Origin of the sequence: Moorena sp. SIO3B2 (genome assembly GCF_010692525.1) — a bacterium.
Lineage (GTDB): Bacteria > Cyanobacteriota > Cyanobacteriia > Cyanobacteriales > Coleofasciculaceae > Moorena > Moorena producens.
Genome location: NZ_JAAHHE010000042.1, coordinates 1 through 16305 on the forward strand (window position 1 = coordinate 1; position 16305 = coordinate 16305).

The window sequence follows — 16305 nt, forward strand, 5'->3', positions numbered from 1 at the left end:
TAGATGTTGTTTTTGTTATTTTGATGCAGCGGTTGGGTTGCGTGGTGTGTACTGAGAGGTGACGGGAGTTCAGAGGTGGGATTTTGGGAGCGGGAGTCTGGAGTCTGGAGTCGGGAGTCGGGAGTCGGGAGTCGGGAGTCGGGAGTCGGGAGTCGGGAGTCGGGAGTCGGGAGTCGGAAGTCGGGAGTCGGGAGTCGGGAGTCGGGAGTCGGGAGTCGGGAGTCGGGAGTCGGGAGTCGGGAGTCGGGAAGAGAGAATAGTCTTTAATCCTCAGGTGGGCAGTGCCTAGCAACCTACATTGCCAGCTTGGTGAATCTGTCTGCGACCCTGCCCACCCTACAGGAACTTAATCCTCAGGTGGGCAGTGCCTGTGTTATGGAAGTTCTCAATTCGGTGAGGTACTTTAGTCCTGGGTTTTAAGGAGTAGGGAGCAGGGAGTAGGGAGTAGGGGTAAGAATGTGGAGAGTGGGGGGAGTGGTAAAAAATCCTGTGTACCTCATGATTATGAGAATTGCTATATATTAAGTTGAGTTAATATAGCACTACGCATTAAGGTGTTTGACATTGTCTTGATGCAGTCGCTCATGGGGGAAACCCCCAAGACCGTAATGGTGCGTTTTCCGTTGGCGAATTAAATTCGCCACGGGTCGCACCTCTGCATCGCTCCTAAACTCTGAAACTCAGTCATAGCTTACTTCTGACTTCTGACTTCTGACTTCTTACTTGCGCGTAGCGCTATAACTTCGTTTATGACCGCTTGTTTGTTGTAATTTTTTATTAAATGAAGTGTGGATTAAACTACCGATAGGATGTAAGCATTCAGCTATCAGCGTGTCGCGTATCAGCTATCAGCTAATGGGCTACTTGAGGTGCTTTTGAATAAAACAAGTAAGCATTGGTTTAATCTCTGTTACATCACCTGAAGGTTCCATAGCCTGAGCTTTTAGCTGACGGCTGACGGCTGACGGCTGACGGCTGCATGCTTACGATAGGATAACGTTTATGGTCACACTATAGGGTTTTCATTCCCTATTTCGTGAGCGCTGCCCTATAACCCGTCGCCGAGTCTGAAACCACATAGAAATACCTGTAATTGCTAAGGTTAATAAACCAAAGGCATTGAGAAACGGATAAATCATTTGTAAGTTAATGGCACCAAATTTTCCTTTGTGCAGATCCAAAAGCCAAATAAATTCACTACTTTTATCAGTAAGAGCTGCCACCTGAAACAAGGAACCGGTAATCACAGTCAACAACACTGGCAATACCATAATTGGGGCAAACCAAGCGTGTAATTGACGTAAACGAAATCTATTAATAGCCATAGTAATATATATAGCAATTTTCAGGACGATTGAAGTATAAATATCTGGGTTTTAGGGAGCAGGGAGCAGGGAGCAGGTAATAGGCAAGAGGCAAGAGGCAAGAGGCAAGAGGCAAGAGGCAATAGGTAATAGGTAATAGGTAATAGGTAATAGGCAAGAGGCAATAGGCATGGGGTGCATCTCATATTTGTAAAAAAGTTGCGTAGGGTGCGTTAGGGGGGCCTCATTTTCCGCCTCGTAGCCAGGGTTTGGATAGCTCGCCCCGTAACGCACCACCGTGTCAAACAGCAAAAATGAGATGCACCCTAGGCATGCTAGCAATAGGCAAAAAATAATGTGTACATCATAGCTATGATAAACGCTATATAATAGTAATCTAATAGTAATATAAATTCTATAGGGTACCTAAATGAATTGTGATAATTTTTGATTACCGACTCCCGACTCCCGACTCCCGACTCCCGACTCCCGACTCCCGACTCCCGACTCCCGACTCCCGACTCCCGACTCCCTTTACTCTAGTAATATAATTAGAATAATGGTTGCCAAGTTTTGCCGCTATCTTTGGATTGTAATATCCCATTCTGATCATTAGCAGCGTATAAAAATTCGGGATTAGACGGGGCGATCGCCATATACAAAAATAAGTCTCCTGTTTCTGAGCTTATGGCTTCCCAATTCTTACCCCCATCGGTACTTTTAAAGAATCCTCCGGAGTCTTCGGAAAGAATGTGAAATCCATAAATTACTGTCTTTTCTGCTTCGGATTTCAGAGCCAAACTAGCAACAAGGGACTCTTGAGAATTAGGGACTAAAATCCAGCTTTTTCCACCATCCCTAGTCTCAAATAATCCCAGAGTTGTAGCGGCAAACAGGTGCTCAGGATTGCGCGGGTCAACTACTAAGTTATGGGGATTATCCTCCAGTCCCTGCGCTGGTAATTGATTCCAGGTTTTGCCACCATCTTTTGAAACCAACAAGCCTTGTTTTCCAGAAACCGCCCATCCATAAATTACCTTGGGATTAGCTGGTGCGATCGCTAAAGTCAGAAAGTCTACCCCGAGCAGGGATTGGAGCTGCCAATGTTGCCCTTGATTGTAGCTAGTCAGAAAACCGAGCTTGCCTCCTGATGGTGGATGTAAGCTAGCATAAAAGCGTCCGCTATCCTTAGGATGAGCCACAAAGCTGGTGAAATTAGAACGAGTTTCCCCAACTTGCAGCCATTTCCCTGCTTCAGAACGCTGCAATAAGCCATGATGGGTGGCTACATAGAGGATTTCCGGATTCTCTGGACTAACAGCCATAGCGTGAATATTAGTCTTCTGCCACCAGTTCTCAGGAGCATCACTAAGAATAACGTTGTTATTAGTGACATTATTGGTCACTCCTGTTATGGTTGACTGAGTGATATTGGTTTTAATTGTGGTGGTTTGACAACCCATCACCGTAATAGCAACAATACTGTAAATAAACCAATTTTTAACCATATCGTTTATCTCTACATTCATCTCTACATCAATTGCTTGATTGAAACCAGCACAAGCGACTCTACTACCAGTAATCCAAAGATGAGTTCTCCCCATCCAAGGAGTGGACTGGTAATTTCAATTCTGGTAGTTAACGTTTTACTATCCACTGTTGCTGCTTCGGAAACTGTAGCGGTTGCCACAGGATGAGTTATTGGTACTGATACCGATTCTAGATCAAGCTGGTTTGATGGTGATGGCGTAGTTGCTACTTCTGGGGTTTGTTGAGGTATGTTTGTTTGTGAAAATGTCCGGTGTGGGCAAGCAAAGGTTCTTTAATGTATTATATGTCTGGTGTATAACTCCATTATTTGGGAGTTGTCGCTCAGGAGTGGCGAGCTACAATATCTTAAAATATTAGTTAGACATTCGTTGTCTTTTTGTATCCCTTAGGATACAAGCCATGATCGAAATCCGGCAGACCGAAGCTTATTCCAAGTGGTTCAGTGGCTTGCGCGATCGACAAGCAAGGGCAAGTATTGATATTCGTATTCGTCGTTTGTCGATGGGCAACCCCGGTGATGTGAAACCAGTGGGAAGAGGAGTTTCGGAACTGCGTATTAACTATGGACCTGGCTAGAGAGTGTATTTCGTGCAGCGCGGGAGTACCTTGATAATCCTCCTTGCAGGTGGTGACAAGCGCACCCAAGACCGGGATATCAAGACAGCCCTAGATCTAGCACAAAAGGTATAGGAGATCGTGATGACCAACATCAAAACCCATCCCTGGGATGTGGCAGAACATCTGAAAACCAAAGAAGATATGGCTGCCTATCTTGAAGCTGCTCTTGAAGATGGGGATCCTGCCTTGGTAGTGGCTGCTCTACGGGATATTACTCGTTCCAAAGCAATGACACAAATTTCTCGCGAAACGGATCTCGGACATGAGAGTCTTGATCAGGCGTTGTCGATGAAAGGTAATCCAGAGTTAGCCACTTTTCTCAAGGTAATACAGGCACTTGGTCTACGGTTGCGGGCTACTCCGATATGAAGTATTGGGTAGCTCGATCATTGTGATCTCGTAGTGGACTGATTACTTTTTTGCTATTTACTTGTAAGTTAGTCAGCCCCCCGCATGGTTTTTAACGGGGTGCTGAATCTATTTAGAATACTATAGAGTTTCTCATCTTAATAAGATACAGACACATATTTTTGCCATGTTCTGTGTTCCATAAAATCTCAAACTTATGTACTTGAGCTATTTAAGAAATGCTATATATCCTTTATTAGTTACTCGCTTTACCTTCAGAACTCCTCCTAACAATCCTGCTGCCAAAATACCCACAATAGAAGCAGGCTCAGGAACAGAAGCGGGTTCAGAAATGGATGCGAAAACGCCACTAGCACTGTATGGGAGATTATCAAAACTAGGATCGAGAGAGACTAAAACATTCGGACTAAGATCTTGAATCGCTTTGGTCTGTCCTTGTGTTGTTCCTGGATCTGACTGTGTATCAACTTCAATATGCAAAGGTGTTTCAGGGGAGAAATTGGGTTCACTTAGATTTAATGCCGCAACTAAATCCCAAACGGGATTAGGGTCATTATCACTTTGGATAACAGTTAGGGCAAAGTCTAATAACTCGGCAGCAATTAAGCTCTCAGGTGTTCCAGTTTCTATCCATGCCGCTTGATCTTCACGAGTGAATTCGATTTGGTTTGTTGCATCCAGGGGAGTTAATTCAATTTTCAAGCCATTGTTTCCCGCCTCAAACACTTCTTGAGCAGCTACTGGGTCAATCCAGATGTTAAATTCAGCCACTGTATTGGTTGAAAAAGGCGGATCAGGCAGCACAGGTAGATTTCCGGGCACAAACACTGCACCACCCATGATTTGGACAACAGAGATATTTTCAACAATAGTGGGGTCAAGGCGAAGTGCTTCTGCAATATTAGTGAGTGGACCCGTTGCCAGGATAGCCACAGGAGAAGGTGAATCCTTAACGGTTTCTACAATTAATTCCGCTGCATTCCTTCTTTCAACAGATGGAGCACTATCGGGCAAGGTGACAAAGGGTGACCAAAAGGTATCCGAAGCATCTCGGATGAATGAAGGAAACTCGTTGTTTCCTGCAAGTGGATCAGGTCTGCCGATTCCCACAGGGATGCCTGTGATATTGAGTCGCCCTAGCATCCCCTCGACATTATCGACAAAGATGTTGGGGCGAGCAATCCCTTGGGAAAGAGTGAGTGCTTTAACGTCAAATTGAGGATTGCCTAGCATGTAAGCCCAAGCAGTCATTCCATCCTGGCTGCCATCATCATCAAGAATAACGGCAGTTTTTTGTGTCACCGAGGCAGCAAAGGCGGCCTGGTTAGGAAGACTGAGATTAAGCGCGATCGCTCCTGATAAAGCAGTTGTCACTGCTGCAAAGCTAAGAAAACAGGGATTGCTTTTCATGTGCTTATGTTATGGTGAATAATTACGAACTAGAAGTCTATGAGAAATCCATCCATTTCATGGAATAACTGCTGCTAACAGTAACAGTAAAGATGCGCCCAAGACATTCTACCATTAGCAATATCCCCATAAGTTAAACCTTTCTTAGTCAGGACTTACGCTACAAATTTATCTTTAGGGTCTCCCTAAAGACCCTACTACTGGGACTTGATATTAGGGTTTCCTCGATGAGTGGATCAGGCAAGAGATAATAAGTCTTGACCCTGCAGCTTGCTTATTTCCATGGAAACCACCACTCAAGATATGCGTTCGCTTCCATTGCCCCCTGGTAATGTCTGTTTACCCATTATCGGTGAGACCATCAGCTTTTTAACGGATCGAAATTTCCACAAAAAGCGGTTAGACAAGTATGGGCGCATCTACAAAACCCACATTTTTGGTAGTCCTGCGGTGACGATGACTACTGCAGAAGCGAATCAATTTCTGTTTACTAACGAAAATAAGTATGTTGCTGCTAGCTGGCCCAAAAGCACAGCAACCTTACTTGGAGCGGCCTCACTGACTAACCAAAATGGAGAATTCTACCAGAAGCGCCGCAAGTTAATGTCCCAGGCGTTTCAACCGAGAGCATTAGCTAGTTATATTCCCACCATGGCCAACATTACTAGCAACTATCTTGAGAAATGGGAAGAGATGGGAACCTTAACCTGGTATCCTGAACTGCGGGACTATACCTTTGATATCGCTAGTACCTTGCTGATGGGAACTGATGCAGGTTCCCAAACCGCTTTGGCTCAAGTATTTAAGAACTTTTGTGAGGGATTGTTCACTATCCCAATTTCTCTACCTTGGACAAGGTTTGCTAAAGCATTGCGTGCTCGTCAAGGATTGCTGACCCATATTGAAACCATTGTGCGACAGCGACAGCAACAGAAAAATTCCGGACAGGACGCCTTAGGATTATTGTTACAAGCCCGGGATGACGAGGGGAATTCCTTGAGTTTAGATGACATCCAAGACCAAGTAATTCTGTTGTTGTTTGCAGGCCACGAAACCTTAACCTCTGCGATCGCATCCTTTTGTCTGCTGACAGCGCAGCATCCAGATGTTCTTGCCCATCTCCGTGCTGAACAACAGCAGTTTTCTGGTTCAGAACCCCTAACCATGGAACATCTCAAGCAGATGACGTATCTAGAGCAAGTGCTCAAAGAAGTGCTGCGCATAATTCCGCCTGTTAGTGGTCTGTTTCGGAAGGTTATTCAGTCTTTTGAATTTAACGGTTACTTGATTCCTCAAGGTTGGACTATACTGTGCCAAATTACCGAAACCCACAAAGATGAGGAAATTTATCAATATCATCAACGCTTTGACCCAGATCGGTTTGGCCCAGAGAGGACAGAAGATAAACAAAAAATATTTGGATATATCCCCTTTGGTGGCGGTTTACGGGAATGTTTAGGCAGGGAGTTTGCCAAATTAGAAATGAGGATTTTCGCGGCTCAATTGCTCCGGGATTATGACTGGAAATTAGTGCCCGATCAAGATTTAGAAATGGTGGTGATTCCAACTCCCCATCCCCGGGATGGACTTAAGGTTAAGTTTAGCCGTAGAGTAAACTATTAACTATAGGATTTTTATTGGATAAGAAAATGTCGCCCTGTCTAAGCCATCCTAAGACACTGCTGTAGCTAAATGAACTTGTGTTAACATTTGATACAACTTATGAATCTACAGGTGCTGTTATTGACAGCTTAGATCGGTCTCCTATAGAATAACCCCGTGACTTGCTACGCTTAAACACAGGTGCAACCTTTACTGGCTCAGAACCCATAAATGATTTCTATGTAGTTTGGAGATATCTGTGTTTTGGCGTTAACAATCAACTATCTAAGGAGAAATCCAATGAACCTGAAAAAGTGGCTAACTACTGCAATATCTGTCCTGGTTGTGGTATTTCCCATTGTAATCACATTTTTGATGATCGCAGAGCCTGCACTAGCTCAGCGTAGCGATCGCAACCTCAAGCAAAACATTGCCGATGTTGATGTAGATCAGGTTTTGGCCTCTTTGCTCTGAATGTTGGCTTGGCTTTCAACTTTACCTAAAAATCTATCTAAGGAGAAATCCAATGAACCTGAAAAAGTGGCTAACTACTGCAATATCTGTCCTGGTTGTGGTATTTCCCATTGTCATCACATTTTTGATGATCGCAGAGCCTGCACTAGCTCGTACTCGTAGCGATCGCCACCTCAAGCAAAACATTGCCGATGTTGATGTAGATCAGGTTTTGGCCTCTTTGCTCTGAATGTTGGCTTGGCCGTAAACTTTAGGAAAGCGGAGATCTCGACAGGGGCTCTGCTTTCGTTTTGACCATAGATTTGTTCCAGAATGACCATTATGTTCTCAAATAAAACATGAGCATTGTTAACGACATCATGAAGCGTTTATCGCGGCGGGCAATTCCATTGTCGGCTGATCCGGAGTTTGTGGAAAATGTAGAGGCGACCAATCCTCAAGTGGTTTTGAAAAAATTAGCAGACATCCCCATCCAAACCTGGAACTATAAATCTGAGGATCCTGCAATCCGTCATATGGGGCCAATGGCACAGGATTTTTACGGAGCGTTCGGTCTTGGCAACACGGACAAGCACATATTTCATATGGACGCCATTGGTGTTTGTCTGGCTTCCATCAAGGGGCTAAATCAGCTGATTGAAGAGCAAAACCATCGCATTGCACAAAATCAGGAAAAGCTGGAGAAAAACGCCCGCTTGCTGGAAAAACTTGCCGATTTGGTGTCGGAGCAAAGTGAGGGAATAGACTAATGCTTGATACTGCTTATAATAGATTGAATGTCGGTCATAAGGATGTGTCAATTGATGATAATGGCATCATAATGGCTGCGGTCCAAGCCCTTTATAAAAAATTTCTGGAACAGGAAAAAATTATAGCCCAACAGGAACTATGCCTAAAGGAACAAGAGCAGGCAATCAGTCGGATCAAGTTGCCTGATCAGTTGCGTTGAGAAGCTCGGAGGGTGGGCAACCCTGCTGGTATTTCTGTATGGCTGTTTGATCAGAATGGGGATGGTGTTATAAGTCCTGAAGAATTTTATAATTTGCTCAAAGCCTGGGGAGTTAGCGATGAAGAATTAGAGATTGCTTGCTCTAAGCTAAATCTGAAAGCAGGTAACACTTTGTCTAAGGATCAGTTTAAAGACTTGCTTGAACAATTTCACAAAAGTGATGACCCAGATTCTCCTGGTAATTATCTTTTCGGTTCTTTCTAAGTTCGATAATTTGATATTGTAGATATCGTAGGGTGCGTTAGGCGAAGCCGTAACGCACCATCAATCATCTCAGGGCTGACTTTTTAGGTAAGTGCCATTCAGTCGATTTCTCAAACAAGGTTTCGATCGTCTAGAAATTCAACAGGTTCTTGATCTTTGCCATTTTCCCAGGTTAGTGAGAAAAACCAGATACCACTTTCACCAATACAAAAGCTAGCAGGGGTAAACTCCATTTGAGAGTCTAATGGTGGATTAGCTTGCTCAGAGGTATATTCCGCTGACCAGCTAAATGCTTCCCCTGTCCAGGTTAGCCCTTGGGCATGGAGTTGGTGGGCAAATATACGAACTTCATCCAGATTGGGAATGTAAATGGGAATAATCGGATTGTAGTTGTCGTCAATCTGGAGTTGAACTTTAGTTGCTATCACTTTTTTTCAGCTCCTTATACCAAACTTCTAAAATAAAGCTCTGATTTGCTTTTAAGATACGTTCAATTTCGTTAAGTTCATGTTGTTTGAACCCAACTGACTTAGCAAGTGCGATTGGTTCTAACCAAAATTTTGCCTCATGCTTATCCTTGTTGACATGAATATGAGGTGGTTCAGCTAGATCAGCCATATAGAACGAAAACTTATATCCTTTAACTCGCAAGACAACAGGCATAGCGCAATCATTGTGATCTTGTAGGGTGGGTTAGGCCAAGCCGTAACCCACCATTATTTATTATAAAAAACACACAACATTTATAATCTACTCAATTCAGTGATCCCAAAACAGTAGCAGCCGATCACACGAACTGCCAACAATAGTAAGCCCATTAGGTTAGCTTCCGCCTTTGCTGATGTCCGACAGACTATCACTCAGGTATGGGAAAATTCTCTGATGGGCTAGTTTTGGTGAACTTGTGGTGCCAGGGTTGGGTTGTTGCGATCCCCATTAGTTTCTTAATTTCCCTCCCGTTACACTAGCTAACTTTTTGAGTTCACAGACCCTGAAGTTTCAGAACTAATCTTACCTTTTATAGCAATTATCTATCCCATAAGGTACAAATTGATCCCCCGTTTCCCTTAATAAGGGGGACTTTGAGTTTGAAAAGTGTACCTCATAAATGCTAGAACCTCTATATAGCACTACGCATTAAAGTTAGGACATTGATACAAGCAGCAAAAGTGCGACCCGTGGCGAATTTAATTCTTAATGGTAAGAGCGCACCTAAGCTGTTGTAGTCAACTGTTGCTAGCATGCCTATTGCTAGCATGCCTTGCGCGTAGCGCTATAACAACCAACCAAAAGTTTTTTTTCGGTAAACTTAAGCTAAACTTCAAAGGTAAACTTCCGGATAAATAATCGATGCTCAAATTCTACTACAATCCCCTCTCCCCAAATGCTCGTCGTGTCTGGCTCACGTTACTAGAAAAAAACCTTACCTTTGAAACAGTATTACTTAAATTAGATGGCGATCAATTTAAACCAGAGTTTTTAGAAATTAATCCCTTTCATCACATTCCCGTTCTGGAAGATAACGGTTTGCGGTTAGTAGAATCCTTGGCAATTATGGACTACTTGGAAGCCAAATATCCCACACCTGCACTGCTGCCAACTTCACCAGAGGCATTAGCCAAGGTACGGATGGTACAATTGTTGACTGCTAATGAGCTATTTTCCCCAGTAATTCAACTAATCTGTCAAAAGGAAGATTCACCACAATTTAAACTAGCCAAGCGGAAGCTAGATAGAGTACTCAAATTTTTATCAGACTTGCTAGGAAACAGCCCTTACTTTGCTTCGGACCAGTTAACCTTAGGAGATATCGTTGCGGTCGCAGCAATATCGTTATTGCCGAAGTTAGAGATTAATCTTACTGATTATCCTAACATGGATCAGTGGTTTAAAAGATTGATGCAACGGGAACCATGGCAGAAGACAGACATGAGTGCAGAGGATTTTGAAGAATTCAAGCGCCGAATAAAAGTTCTGGTAAAACTGCGTGCTCGTGAACTGATTGGGGGAAATAAGACAAAGTAAATGTAAGCTATCAGCGGTCAGCGGTCAGCTATCAGCTATCAGCTATCAGCTATCAGCTCACAGCTTTTGAATAAAACAGGTAAGGGACTTGCATGTAAAAAAAATACCAATTAAAGTAGGGTGGGCAAAGTTATCTTATCTATAAGACTCATTTGAACCAAAATGTTTTTGCCCACCCTACAAGCTAAAATCTGGTATTTTATTTTTTGGCTACTCCCTAAGCATTGGTTTAATTTCTGTTACGTCAGCTGACGGCTGACGGCTGAAGGCTGTTCGCGTAGCGTGCGCGTAGCGCTTAAGCTGAATCCTTACCCACTAACACTTATCCCCTTGACTCTCCACTAAACTAGAGAGTTTATCCTTTAACTGTAGGGTGAGGGTCAATCATGAAACAACAAAACTTTCGTTTACAAGGAATGAGCTGCGCTGGTTGCGCCAGACGCATTGAAACGGTGATTCAAGCCGTTCCAGGTGTGGTAGAGTGCAGCGTCAATTTTGGTACAGAAGAAGCTAGTATTACCTACAATACCGAGGAAACTAACCCCCAAAAAACTAACCAGCAACTAACTAGACTGATTCAACAGACAGTCAGTGATGCTGGCTACCAAGCTTTCCCGATCGAGGATATCAGTGATCAGCCTGATGATCTCGAATGGCAACGTCAAGCGGAAACCCTTGACCTAAAACGAAAATTCATTGTCGGTGCTGTGCTCAGTACTGTCTTAGTGATTGGTTCACTACCGATGATGACAGGATTATCTATCCCCTGGATTCCATCTTGGTTACATCATCCTTGGCTACAGCTGGTATTAACCACACCGGTTCTGTTTTGGTGTGGACAGTCCTTTTTAACTGGAGCATGGAAAGCCTGGAAACACAAAACAGCAGATATGAATACCCTAGTCACCCTTGGGACTAGTGCTGCCTATGTCTATTCTCTGTTTCCCACTGTGTTGCCCCCGGTTGTTTTGAAATCTTTCCTACCCCAAGGGGTAACTCTCCCTGTGTACTATGAAACCACTGCTGTAGTGATTACCCTGATTTTGCTAGGGCGATTGCTGGAACACCGGGCTAAAGGACAGACATCTGAAGCAATTCGTAAATTGATGGGATTACAAGCTAAAACCGCTCGTGTGATTCGCCATGGTCAAGCCCAGGATATTCCCTTGGCTCAGGTGCAAGTTGGGGATGTGGTATTAGTGCGTCCAGGAGAAACTATTCCGGTAGACGGCATAGTTATAGAAGGGGCTTCTAGTGTAGATGAGGCCATGGTGACAGGAGAAAGTGTTGCGGTCAAGAAACAGCCGGGGGATGAAGTGATTGGAGCAACGATTAATAAAACTGGTAGCTTCCAGTTCCAGGCGACTCGGGTCGGGAAAGATACCGTACTGGCACAGATTGTTAAGTTAGTACACCAGGCTCAAGGGTCTAAAGCACCGATTGAAACCTTAGCAGATCAGGTGACAGGTTGGTTTGTGCCGGTAGTGATTGCGATCGCAATGGTCACCTTTGGAGTTTGGTGGATGACCACAGGAAATCCTACCCTAGCGATGATTAATATGGTGGCGGTGTTAGTCATTGCTTGTCCCTGTGCTTTAGGTCTAGCTACTCCAACGGCAGTGATGGTAGGGACTGGTAAAGGCGCAGAAAACGGGATTTTAATTAAAAATGCCGAAAGTCTGGAATTGATTCATCAACTGCAAACCATCGTCCTAGATAAAACCGGAACCCTAACGGAAGGGAAACCTACGGTAACGGATTTTATTACAGTTGGAGGCATCTATGACTCCTCCTCAGAACTGGGCAGCTTTACCGGCAGCAATGAAATCAACTTGTTGCAACTAGCGGCAGTGGTAGAGAGTCATTCGGAACATCCCTTAGCTGAAGCAGTGGTGCGCTATGCCCAATCTCAGGGAATAGGATTGCAGTTACCAACACCAGAGAATTTTACTGCTGTTGCTGGCAGTGGGGTACAGGCAATTGTTGATCATGATCATCCCCTCTTCTCTTCCGAACCGACAGATGATGGGCTCAAGGGCAAGAGATTGGTGCAGATTGGGACAAAACGATGGATGGAAGAATTAGGGATTGACACAGATGTGACGGTGCAACCGGATCGGTCTTTAGCAGACTATCAGGGGGATTGGGAGGCGAGCCGTAAAACGGTAGTTTGGATCGCAGTTGATGGTAAAGTTGAAGGCATTGTGGGCATTGCTGATGCCCTAAAACCTGCTTCAGCTGAGGTGGTGAAAGCCTTGAAGCGGTTGGGATTAGAGGTAGTAATGCTAACCGGAGATAATCAACAAACTGCTGATGCGATCGCAAACGAGGTTGGCATCCATCGGGTATTTGCTCAAGTCCGACCAGATCAAAAAGCTAGCATCATCTCTACTCTCCAAAAAGAAGGCAAAACTGTAGCAATGGTAGGGGATGGGATTAATGATGCCCCAGCTCTGGCTCAAGCAGACGTGGGCATTGCCATTGGTACAGGTACTGATGTTGCGATCGCAGCTTCTGATCTGACCCTAATCTCCGGGGATTTACAAGGCATCATTACAGCCATTCAACTAAGTCGTGCTACCTTCCGCACTATTCGCACTAACCTCTTTTTTGCCTTTATCTACAATGTATTAGGAATTCCGATTGCGGCTGGTGTGTTATTCCCGATCTTTGGCTGGTTACTCAATCCCATTATTGCTGGTGCAGCGATGGCATTTAGTTCAGTATCTGTGGTAACTAATGCGTTGCGATTACGGAATTTTCAACCTATTTCTGGGTTATGAAACAATACAAGTAAGTAAGTATTCAGCTATCAGCTATCAGCTATCAGCTGATGCACTACGCGCACGGTACTTGAGGTGCTATCAGGGGCTTTAACTGGACGGGGTCGGATCAGTAAGACTAGCAGAGATTTTCAAGCAGCCGTACCAGCCCGTAAGCTTGTTTACTACCTCCCCTTGATTAGCTGACGGCTGACAGCTGACGGCTGAATGCTTACACAAGTAATCTAACCAGTTGTTTCTGTGAGCTACTGTCTCAATCCCAACTGCCCTAAGCCTTACAATCCTGATGCCAACAAGTTTTGCCAAACTTGCGGCACTAAACTCTTGTTAGGACAGCAATACCGAGCTATTAAGCTGATTGCAGCAGGAGGCTTTGGCAGAACCCTTTTGGCCATCGACGAGGGAAAAGCCTCTAAATCCTACTGTGTGATTAAGCAGTTTTACCCCCAAGGTAATAATCAAGCTAATAATCAAGGTAACAATAAAGGTAACAATTATCCTACCAGAGCTGCTCGATTATTTCACCAGGAAGCCTTGCGCTTGGAACAGTTGGGCAAACACCCCCAGATTCCTGAACTCTTCGCCCATTTTCAACAAGATCATCACTGGTACATAGTTCAGGAATTTATCCATGGGGAAAATTTAGCTCAAGAGTTGGCAGCAACTGAACCATTCCGAGAAAGTCAGATTCGTAGACTCCTGAGTCAGTTGTTACCAGTGCTCAACTTTATCCACCAAGGTAAGGTAATTCATCGGGATATCAAGCCAGAGAATATCATTCGTCGTGGTATCCTCCGCCCCAGTGCTGGCCAAGGCATTATCACTCCCCCAGACCTGGTATTGGTAGATTTTGGTGCAGCCAAGTATGCCACACGCACTACCTTAGCCAAAACTGGCACAACTATTGGTAGTGCTGGTTATGCGGCCCCGGAACAAATCTTTGGTAAAGCAGTATTTGCCAGTGACATCTATAGTTTAGGGGTCACCTGCATTCATTTATTGACCCAAACTCAGCCATTTAATTTATACGATCCGATGGAAAATGGCTTTGTCTGGCGGGATTTTTTGCTCCATAATCCCGTCAGTAGACAATTGAGTCGGATTCTCGACAAAATGATTCAGAGTTCCATCAAGCTCAGGTATCAATCCGCGATCGCAGTGATGGACGATTTAGGAATCACCCAAGAAACCGAAGCTGGTCTGACCTGGGGGCAATTCCACCGTAATCAACAAACTCCCCAATCTACTGGTAAAACTGGTAAAACTGGTAAAACTGGTAAAACTAATGTAACAAGCAACTCTCGGCCACCAAGAGGTAATCCCAGGATTATCGTTTTTGCAGCAACCACTCTCAACGGTCATTCCGATGAAATTTATTCTGTAGCCTTTAGCCCTGATGGACGTACCCTAGCCAGTGGATGTAGGGACAAAACTATCAAGTTGTGGGAGTTGAAAACAGCCTGGGAAATCCTTACCTTTGGAGGTTGGTTTTCTAAGCATTCCGCTGAAGTGCGTGCTGTGGCATTTAGTCCTCAGGGAAAAAGTCTTGCCAGTGGTAGCGCTGACGAGACCATCAAACTCTGGAATGTGCGTAATGGTAAGGAGATTTTCACCTTCACAGGGCATTCCGGTGACGTGAATTCCATTGCCTTTCACCCCCAAGGATACCACCTTGCCAGTGGCGCTAGTGATCGCACCATTAAGCTTTGGGATGTTCGTACCCTAAAGCAGCTCACTACTCTGACCGGACATTCATCATTGATTAATTCAGTAGCCTTTAGGCCAGATGGCCAAATCCTTGCTAGTGGTAGTGCTGACGCTACCATCAAGCTGTGGGATGCCTTAAGTGGTCAGGAAATTCACACCTTTGAAGGGCATTCAGACCAGGTGCTTGCGATCGCGTTCACTCCCAATGGACAGACCCTAGCCAGTGCTAGTGCTGACGGTACTATCAAGCTTTGGGATATTAGCACTGCCCAGGAAATCACCACCCTTCACGGACATAATGGTTGGGTTTATGCGATCGCATTTGACCGTAGTGGCCAAATCCTCGCTAGTGGTAGTGCAGATACTACTATAAAGCTATGGGATGTTGATACAACTCAAGAAATTGGCACTCTCAACGGTCATTCAGACACCATTCATGCTCTTGCTTTTGGTCCGAATAACAGAACTCTTGCCAGTGGTAGTTTCGACAACACCATCAAAATTTGGCGCTAGGTACCTAGGGGGCAACAGGCAATAGGCAATAGGCAATAGGCAATAGGCAATAGGATGATTAAAAACTAATAATTATACTTACGGTCAACAGAATAACAAAGGAAAATTTTAAATACCGATGCAACTAAAAGATCAACAAAACTATTATTCTCCAGAAGACTATTTAAAACTAGAAGAAACAGCAGAATACAAGAGTGAATATCGGGATGGAGAAATTATACCAATGACTGGTGGCACTACCAATCATAATCAAATTGCCCTTAATATTGCTACCCTTTTCAAACTCGGATTAAAGGGAAAACAGTACAAAGTTTACATTGGTGATGTGCGTTTGTGGATACCTCGTTACCGTCAGTATACCTATCCAGATGTTATGGTAATTCAGGGTGAACCAGTTTACACAGGTAAGGGTACAACTACAGTAACAAACCCGATGTTAATTGTCGAAGTTTTATCAAACTATACTAAAAACTATGACCAAGGTGATAAGTTTTTATACTATCGTTCTATTTCAGAGTTCAAAGAATATATTCTAATCGAACAAAGTGAGTATCGTCTACTGCAATATAATAAAACTGCTACCAATCAATGGCAGTTCACTGAGTATGAATCAGAAAATTCCGTTATTTCTCTTAACTCCTTAGAGTTAAGCGTTTCTTTTCAAGATATTTACGAGGGGGTAAATTTTCAACTTACTCAAGATTAATTTTTGGATTAATCATTAAATTTGCTCCCT

General features: G+C 44.0%; 17 protein-coding genes and 1 pseudogene. 12 read left to right on the plus strand and 6 right to left on the minus strand.

All coding sequences use genetic code 11. The features are described from left to right. From F6K38_RS12800 to F6K38_RS12810, 3 genes are all read right to left on the minus strand, one after another. The coding region (locus F6K38_RS12800) for a hypothetical protein (protein WP_287356696.1) at nt 1-292 on the minus strand (292 nt) is incomplete at its 3' end. 730 nt (nt 293-1022) lie between these two features. Further along, nucleotides 1023-1325 carry a hypothetical protein gene (locus F6K38_RS12805; protein ID WP_008181974.1) on the minus strand — a complete coding sequence of 101 codons (303 nt, stop codon included), beginning with the start codon at nt 1323-1325 and terminating at the stop codon, nt 1023-1025. Between the two features lie 530 nt (nt 1326-1855). Beyond that, entirely contained in the window at nt 1856-2908 is a 1053-nt protein-coding gene (locus F6K38_RS12810; RefSeq protein WP_287267362.1) for a F510_1955 family glycosylhydrolase, read from the minus strand. 346 nt (nt 2909-3254) lie between these two features. Between F6K38_RS12810 and F6K38_RS12815 the strand changes: the two are divergent. Then, a pseudogene (locus F6K38_RS12815) lies at nt 3255-3545 on the plus strand (type II toxin-antitoxin system RelE/ParE family toxin). Nucleotides 3546-3554: 9 nt separating this feature from the next. Further along, entirely contained in the window at nt 3555-3842 is a 288-nt protein-coding gene (locus F6K38_RS12820; protein WP_008181971.1) for an addiction module antidote protein, read from the plus strand. Between the two features lie 207 nt (nt 3843-4049). Here F6K38_RS12820 and F6K38_RS12825 read toward each other — a convergent pair whose 3' ends face one another. Then, nucleotides 4050-5252: a nucleoside hydrolase gene (locus F6K38_RS12825; RefSeq protein ID WP_008181969.1), complete on the minus strand. Its 1203-nt coding sequence runs from the start codon at nt 5250-5252 to the stop codon at nt 4050-4052. A gap of 282 nt (nt 5253-5534) precedes the next feature. Between F6K38_RS12825 and F6K38_RS12830 the strand changes: the two genes are divergently transcribed. From F6K38_RS12830 to F6K38_RS12855, 6 genes are all read left to right on the plus strand, one after another. Next, on the plus strand, nt 5535-6875 hold the full coding sequence (locus F6K38_RS12830) for a cytochrome P450 (RefSeq protein ID WP_008181967.1): 1341 nt from the start codon (nt 5535-5537) through the stop codon (nt 6873-6875). 279 nt (nt 6876-7154) lie between these two features. Next, a complete protein-coding gene (locus F6K38_RS12835) occupies nt 7155-7328 on the plus strand; it encodes a hypothetical protein (RefSeq protein ID WP_271968735.1) in 174 nt (57 codons plus the stop codon). A gap of 52 nt (nt 7329-7380) precedes the next feature. Further along, nucleotides 7381-7557 carry a hypothetical protein gene (locus F6K38_RS12840; protein ID WP_154659679.1) on the plus strand — a complete coding sequence of 59 codons (177 nt, stop codon included), beginning with the start codon at nt 7381-7383 and terminating at the stop codon, nt 7555-7557. Nucleotides 7558-7666: 109 nt separating this feature from the next. Then, complete coding sequence (locus F6K38_RS12845) at nt 7667-8077, plus strand: tail fiber domain-containing protein (protein WP_008179841.1); 411 nt, start codon at nt 7667-7669, stop codon at nt 8075-8077. Further along, a complete protein-coding gene (locus tag F6K38_RS12850; protein WP_008179844.1) occupies nt 8077-8277 on the plus strand; it encodes a hypothetical protein in 201 nt (66 codons plus the stop codon). The genes F6K38_RS12845 and F6K38_RS12850 overlap by 1 nt, the downstream gene beginning before the upstream one ends. A 12-nt stretch (nt 8278-8289) precedes the next feature. Then, on the plus strand, nt 8290-8541 hold the full coding sequence (locus tag F6K38_RS12855; RefSeq protein ID WP_008179845.1) for an EF-hand domain-containing protein: 252 nt from the start codon (nt 8290-8292) through the stop codon (nt 8539-8541). A 110-nt stretch (nt 8542-8651) separates the two neighbouring features. On the opposite strand, the gene F6K38_RS12860 is transcribed toward F6K38_RS12855, so the two are convergent. Beyond that, nucleotides 8652-8969 (minus strand): hypothetical protein, encoded by a 318-nt coding sequence (locus F6K38_RS12860; RefSeq protein WP_008179846.1) that lies wholly within the window; start codon nt 8967-8969, stop codon nt 8652-8654. Then, nucleotides 8956-9204 (minus strand): DUF4160 domain-containing protein, encoded by a 249-nt coding sequence (locus tag F6K38_RS12865; protein ID WP_044492297.1) that lies wholly within the window; start codon nt 9202-9204, stop codon nt 8956-8958. The genes F6K38_RS12860 and F6K38_RS12865 overlap by 14 nt, the downstream gene beginning before the upstream one ends. Nucleotides 9205-9891: 687 nt before the next feature. Here F6K38_RS12865 and F6K38_RS12870 point away from each other — a divergent pair. The 4 genes from F6K38_RS12870 (at nt 9892) to F6K38_RS12885 (ending at nt 16275) form a co-directional block, all read left to right on the plus strand. Then, on the plus strand, nt 9892-10566 hold the full coding sequence (locus F6K38_RS12870; RefSeq protein WP_008179848.1) for a glutathione S-transferase family protein: 675 nt from the start codon (nt 9892-9894) through the stop codon (nt 10564-10566). 386 nt (nt 10567-10952) lie between these two features. Then, complete coding sequence (locus F6K38_RS12875) at nt 10953-13349, plus strand: heavy metal translocating P-type ATPase (RefSeq protein ID WP_008179849.1); 2397 nt, start codon at nt 10953-10955, stop codon at nt 13347-13349. A 240-nt stretch (nt 13350-13589) separates the two neighbouring features. Continuing rightward, on the plus strand, nt 13590-15569 hold the full coding sequence (locus F6K38_RS12880) for a WD40 domain-containing protein (protein ID WP_287251286.1): 1980 nt from the start codon (nt 13590-13592) through the stop codon (nt 15567-15569). Nucleotides 15570-15687: 118 nt separating this feature from the next. After that, nucleotides 15688-16275: a Uma2 family endonuclease gene (locus F6K38_RS12885; protein ID WP_287251285.1), complete on the plus strand. Its 588-nt coding sequence runs from the start codon at nt 15688-15690 to the stop codon at nt 16273-16275. Nucleotides 16276-16305: the final 30 nt, after the last annotated feature.

Coding starts and splice junctions, on each gene's coding strand:
- F6K38_RS12885 (WP_287251285.1), top strand. CDS start 15,688: ATGCAACTAAAAGATCAACAAAACTATTATTCTCCAGAAGACTATTTA.
- F6K38_RS12830 (WP_008181967.1), top strand. CDS start 5,535: ATGGAAACCACCACTCAAGATATGCGTTCGCTTCCATTGCCCCCTGGT.
- F6K38_RS12805 (WP_008181974.1), bottom strand. CDS start 1,325: ATGGCTATTAATAGATTTCGTTTACGTCAATTACACGCTTGGTTTGCC.
- F6K38_RS12820 (WP_008181971.1), top strand. CDS start 3,555: ATGACCAACATCAAAACCCATCCCTGGGATGTGGCAGAACATCTGAAA.
- F6K38_RS12810 (WP_287267362.1), bottom strand. CDS start 2,908: ATGGGGAGAACTCATCTTTGGATTACTGGTAGTAGAGTCGCTTGTGCT.
- F6K38_RS12875 (WP_008179849.1), top strand. CDS start 10,953: ATGAAACAACAAAACTTTCGTTTACAAGGAATGAGCTGCGCTGGTTGC.
- F6K38_RS12825 (WP_008181969.1), bottom strand. CDS start 5,252: ATGAAAAGCAATCCCTGTTTTCTTAGCTTTGCAGCAGTGACAACTGCT.
- F6K38_RS12870 (WP_008179848.1), top strand. CDS start 9,892: ATGCTCAAATTCTACTACAATCCCCTCTCCCCAAATGCTCGTCGTGTC.
- F6K38_RS12850 (WP_008179844.1), top strand. CDS start 8,077: ATGCTTGATACTGCTTATAATAGATTGAATGTCGGTCATAAGGATGTG.
- F6K38_RS12840 (WP_154659679.1), top strand. CDS start 7,381: ATGAACCTGAAAAAGTGGCTAACTACTGCAATATCTGTCCTGGTTGTG.
- F6K38_RS12865 (WP_044492297.1), bottom strand. CDS start 9,204: ATGCCTGTTGTCTTGCGAGTTAAAGGATATAAGTTTTCGTTCTATATG.
- F6K38_RS12835 (WP_271968735.1), top strand. CDS start 7,155: ATGAACCTGAAAAAGTGGCTAACTACTGCAATATCTGTCCTGGTTGTG.
- F6K38_RS12845 (WP_008179841.1), top strand. CDS start 7,667: ATGAGCATTGTTAACGACATCATGAAGCGTTTATCGCGGCGGGCAATT.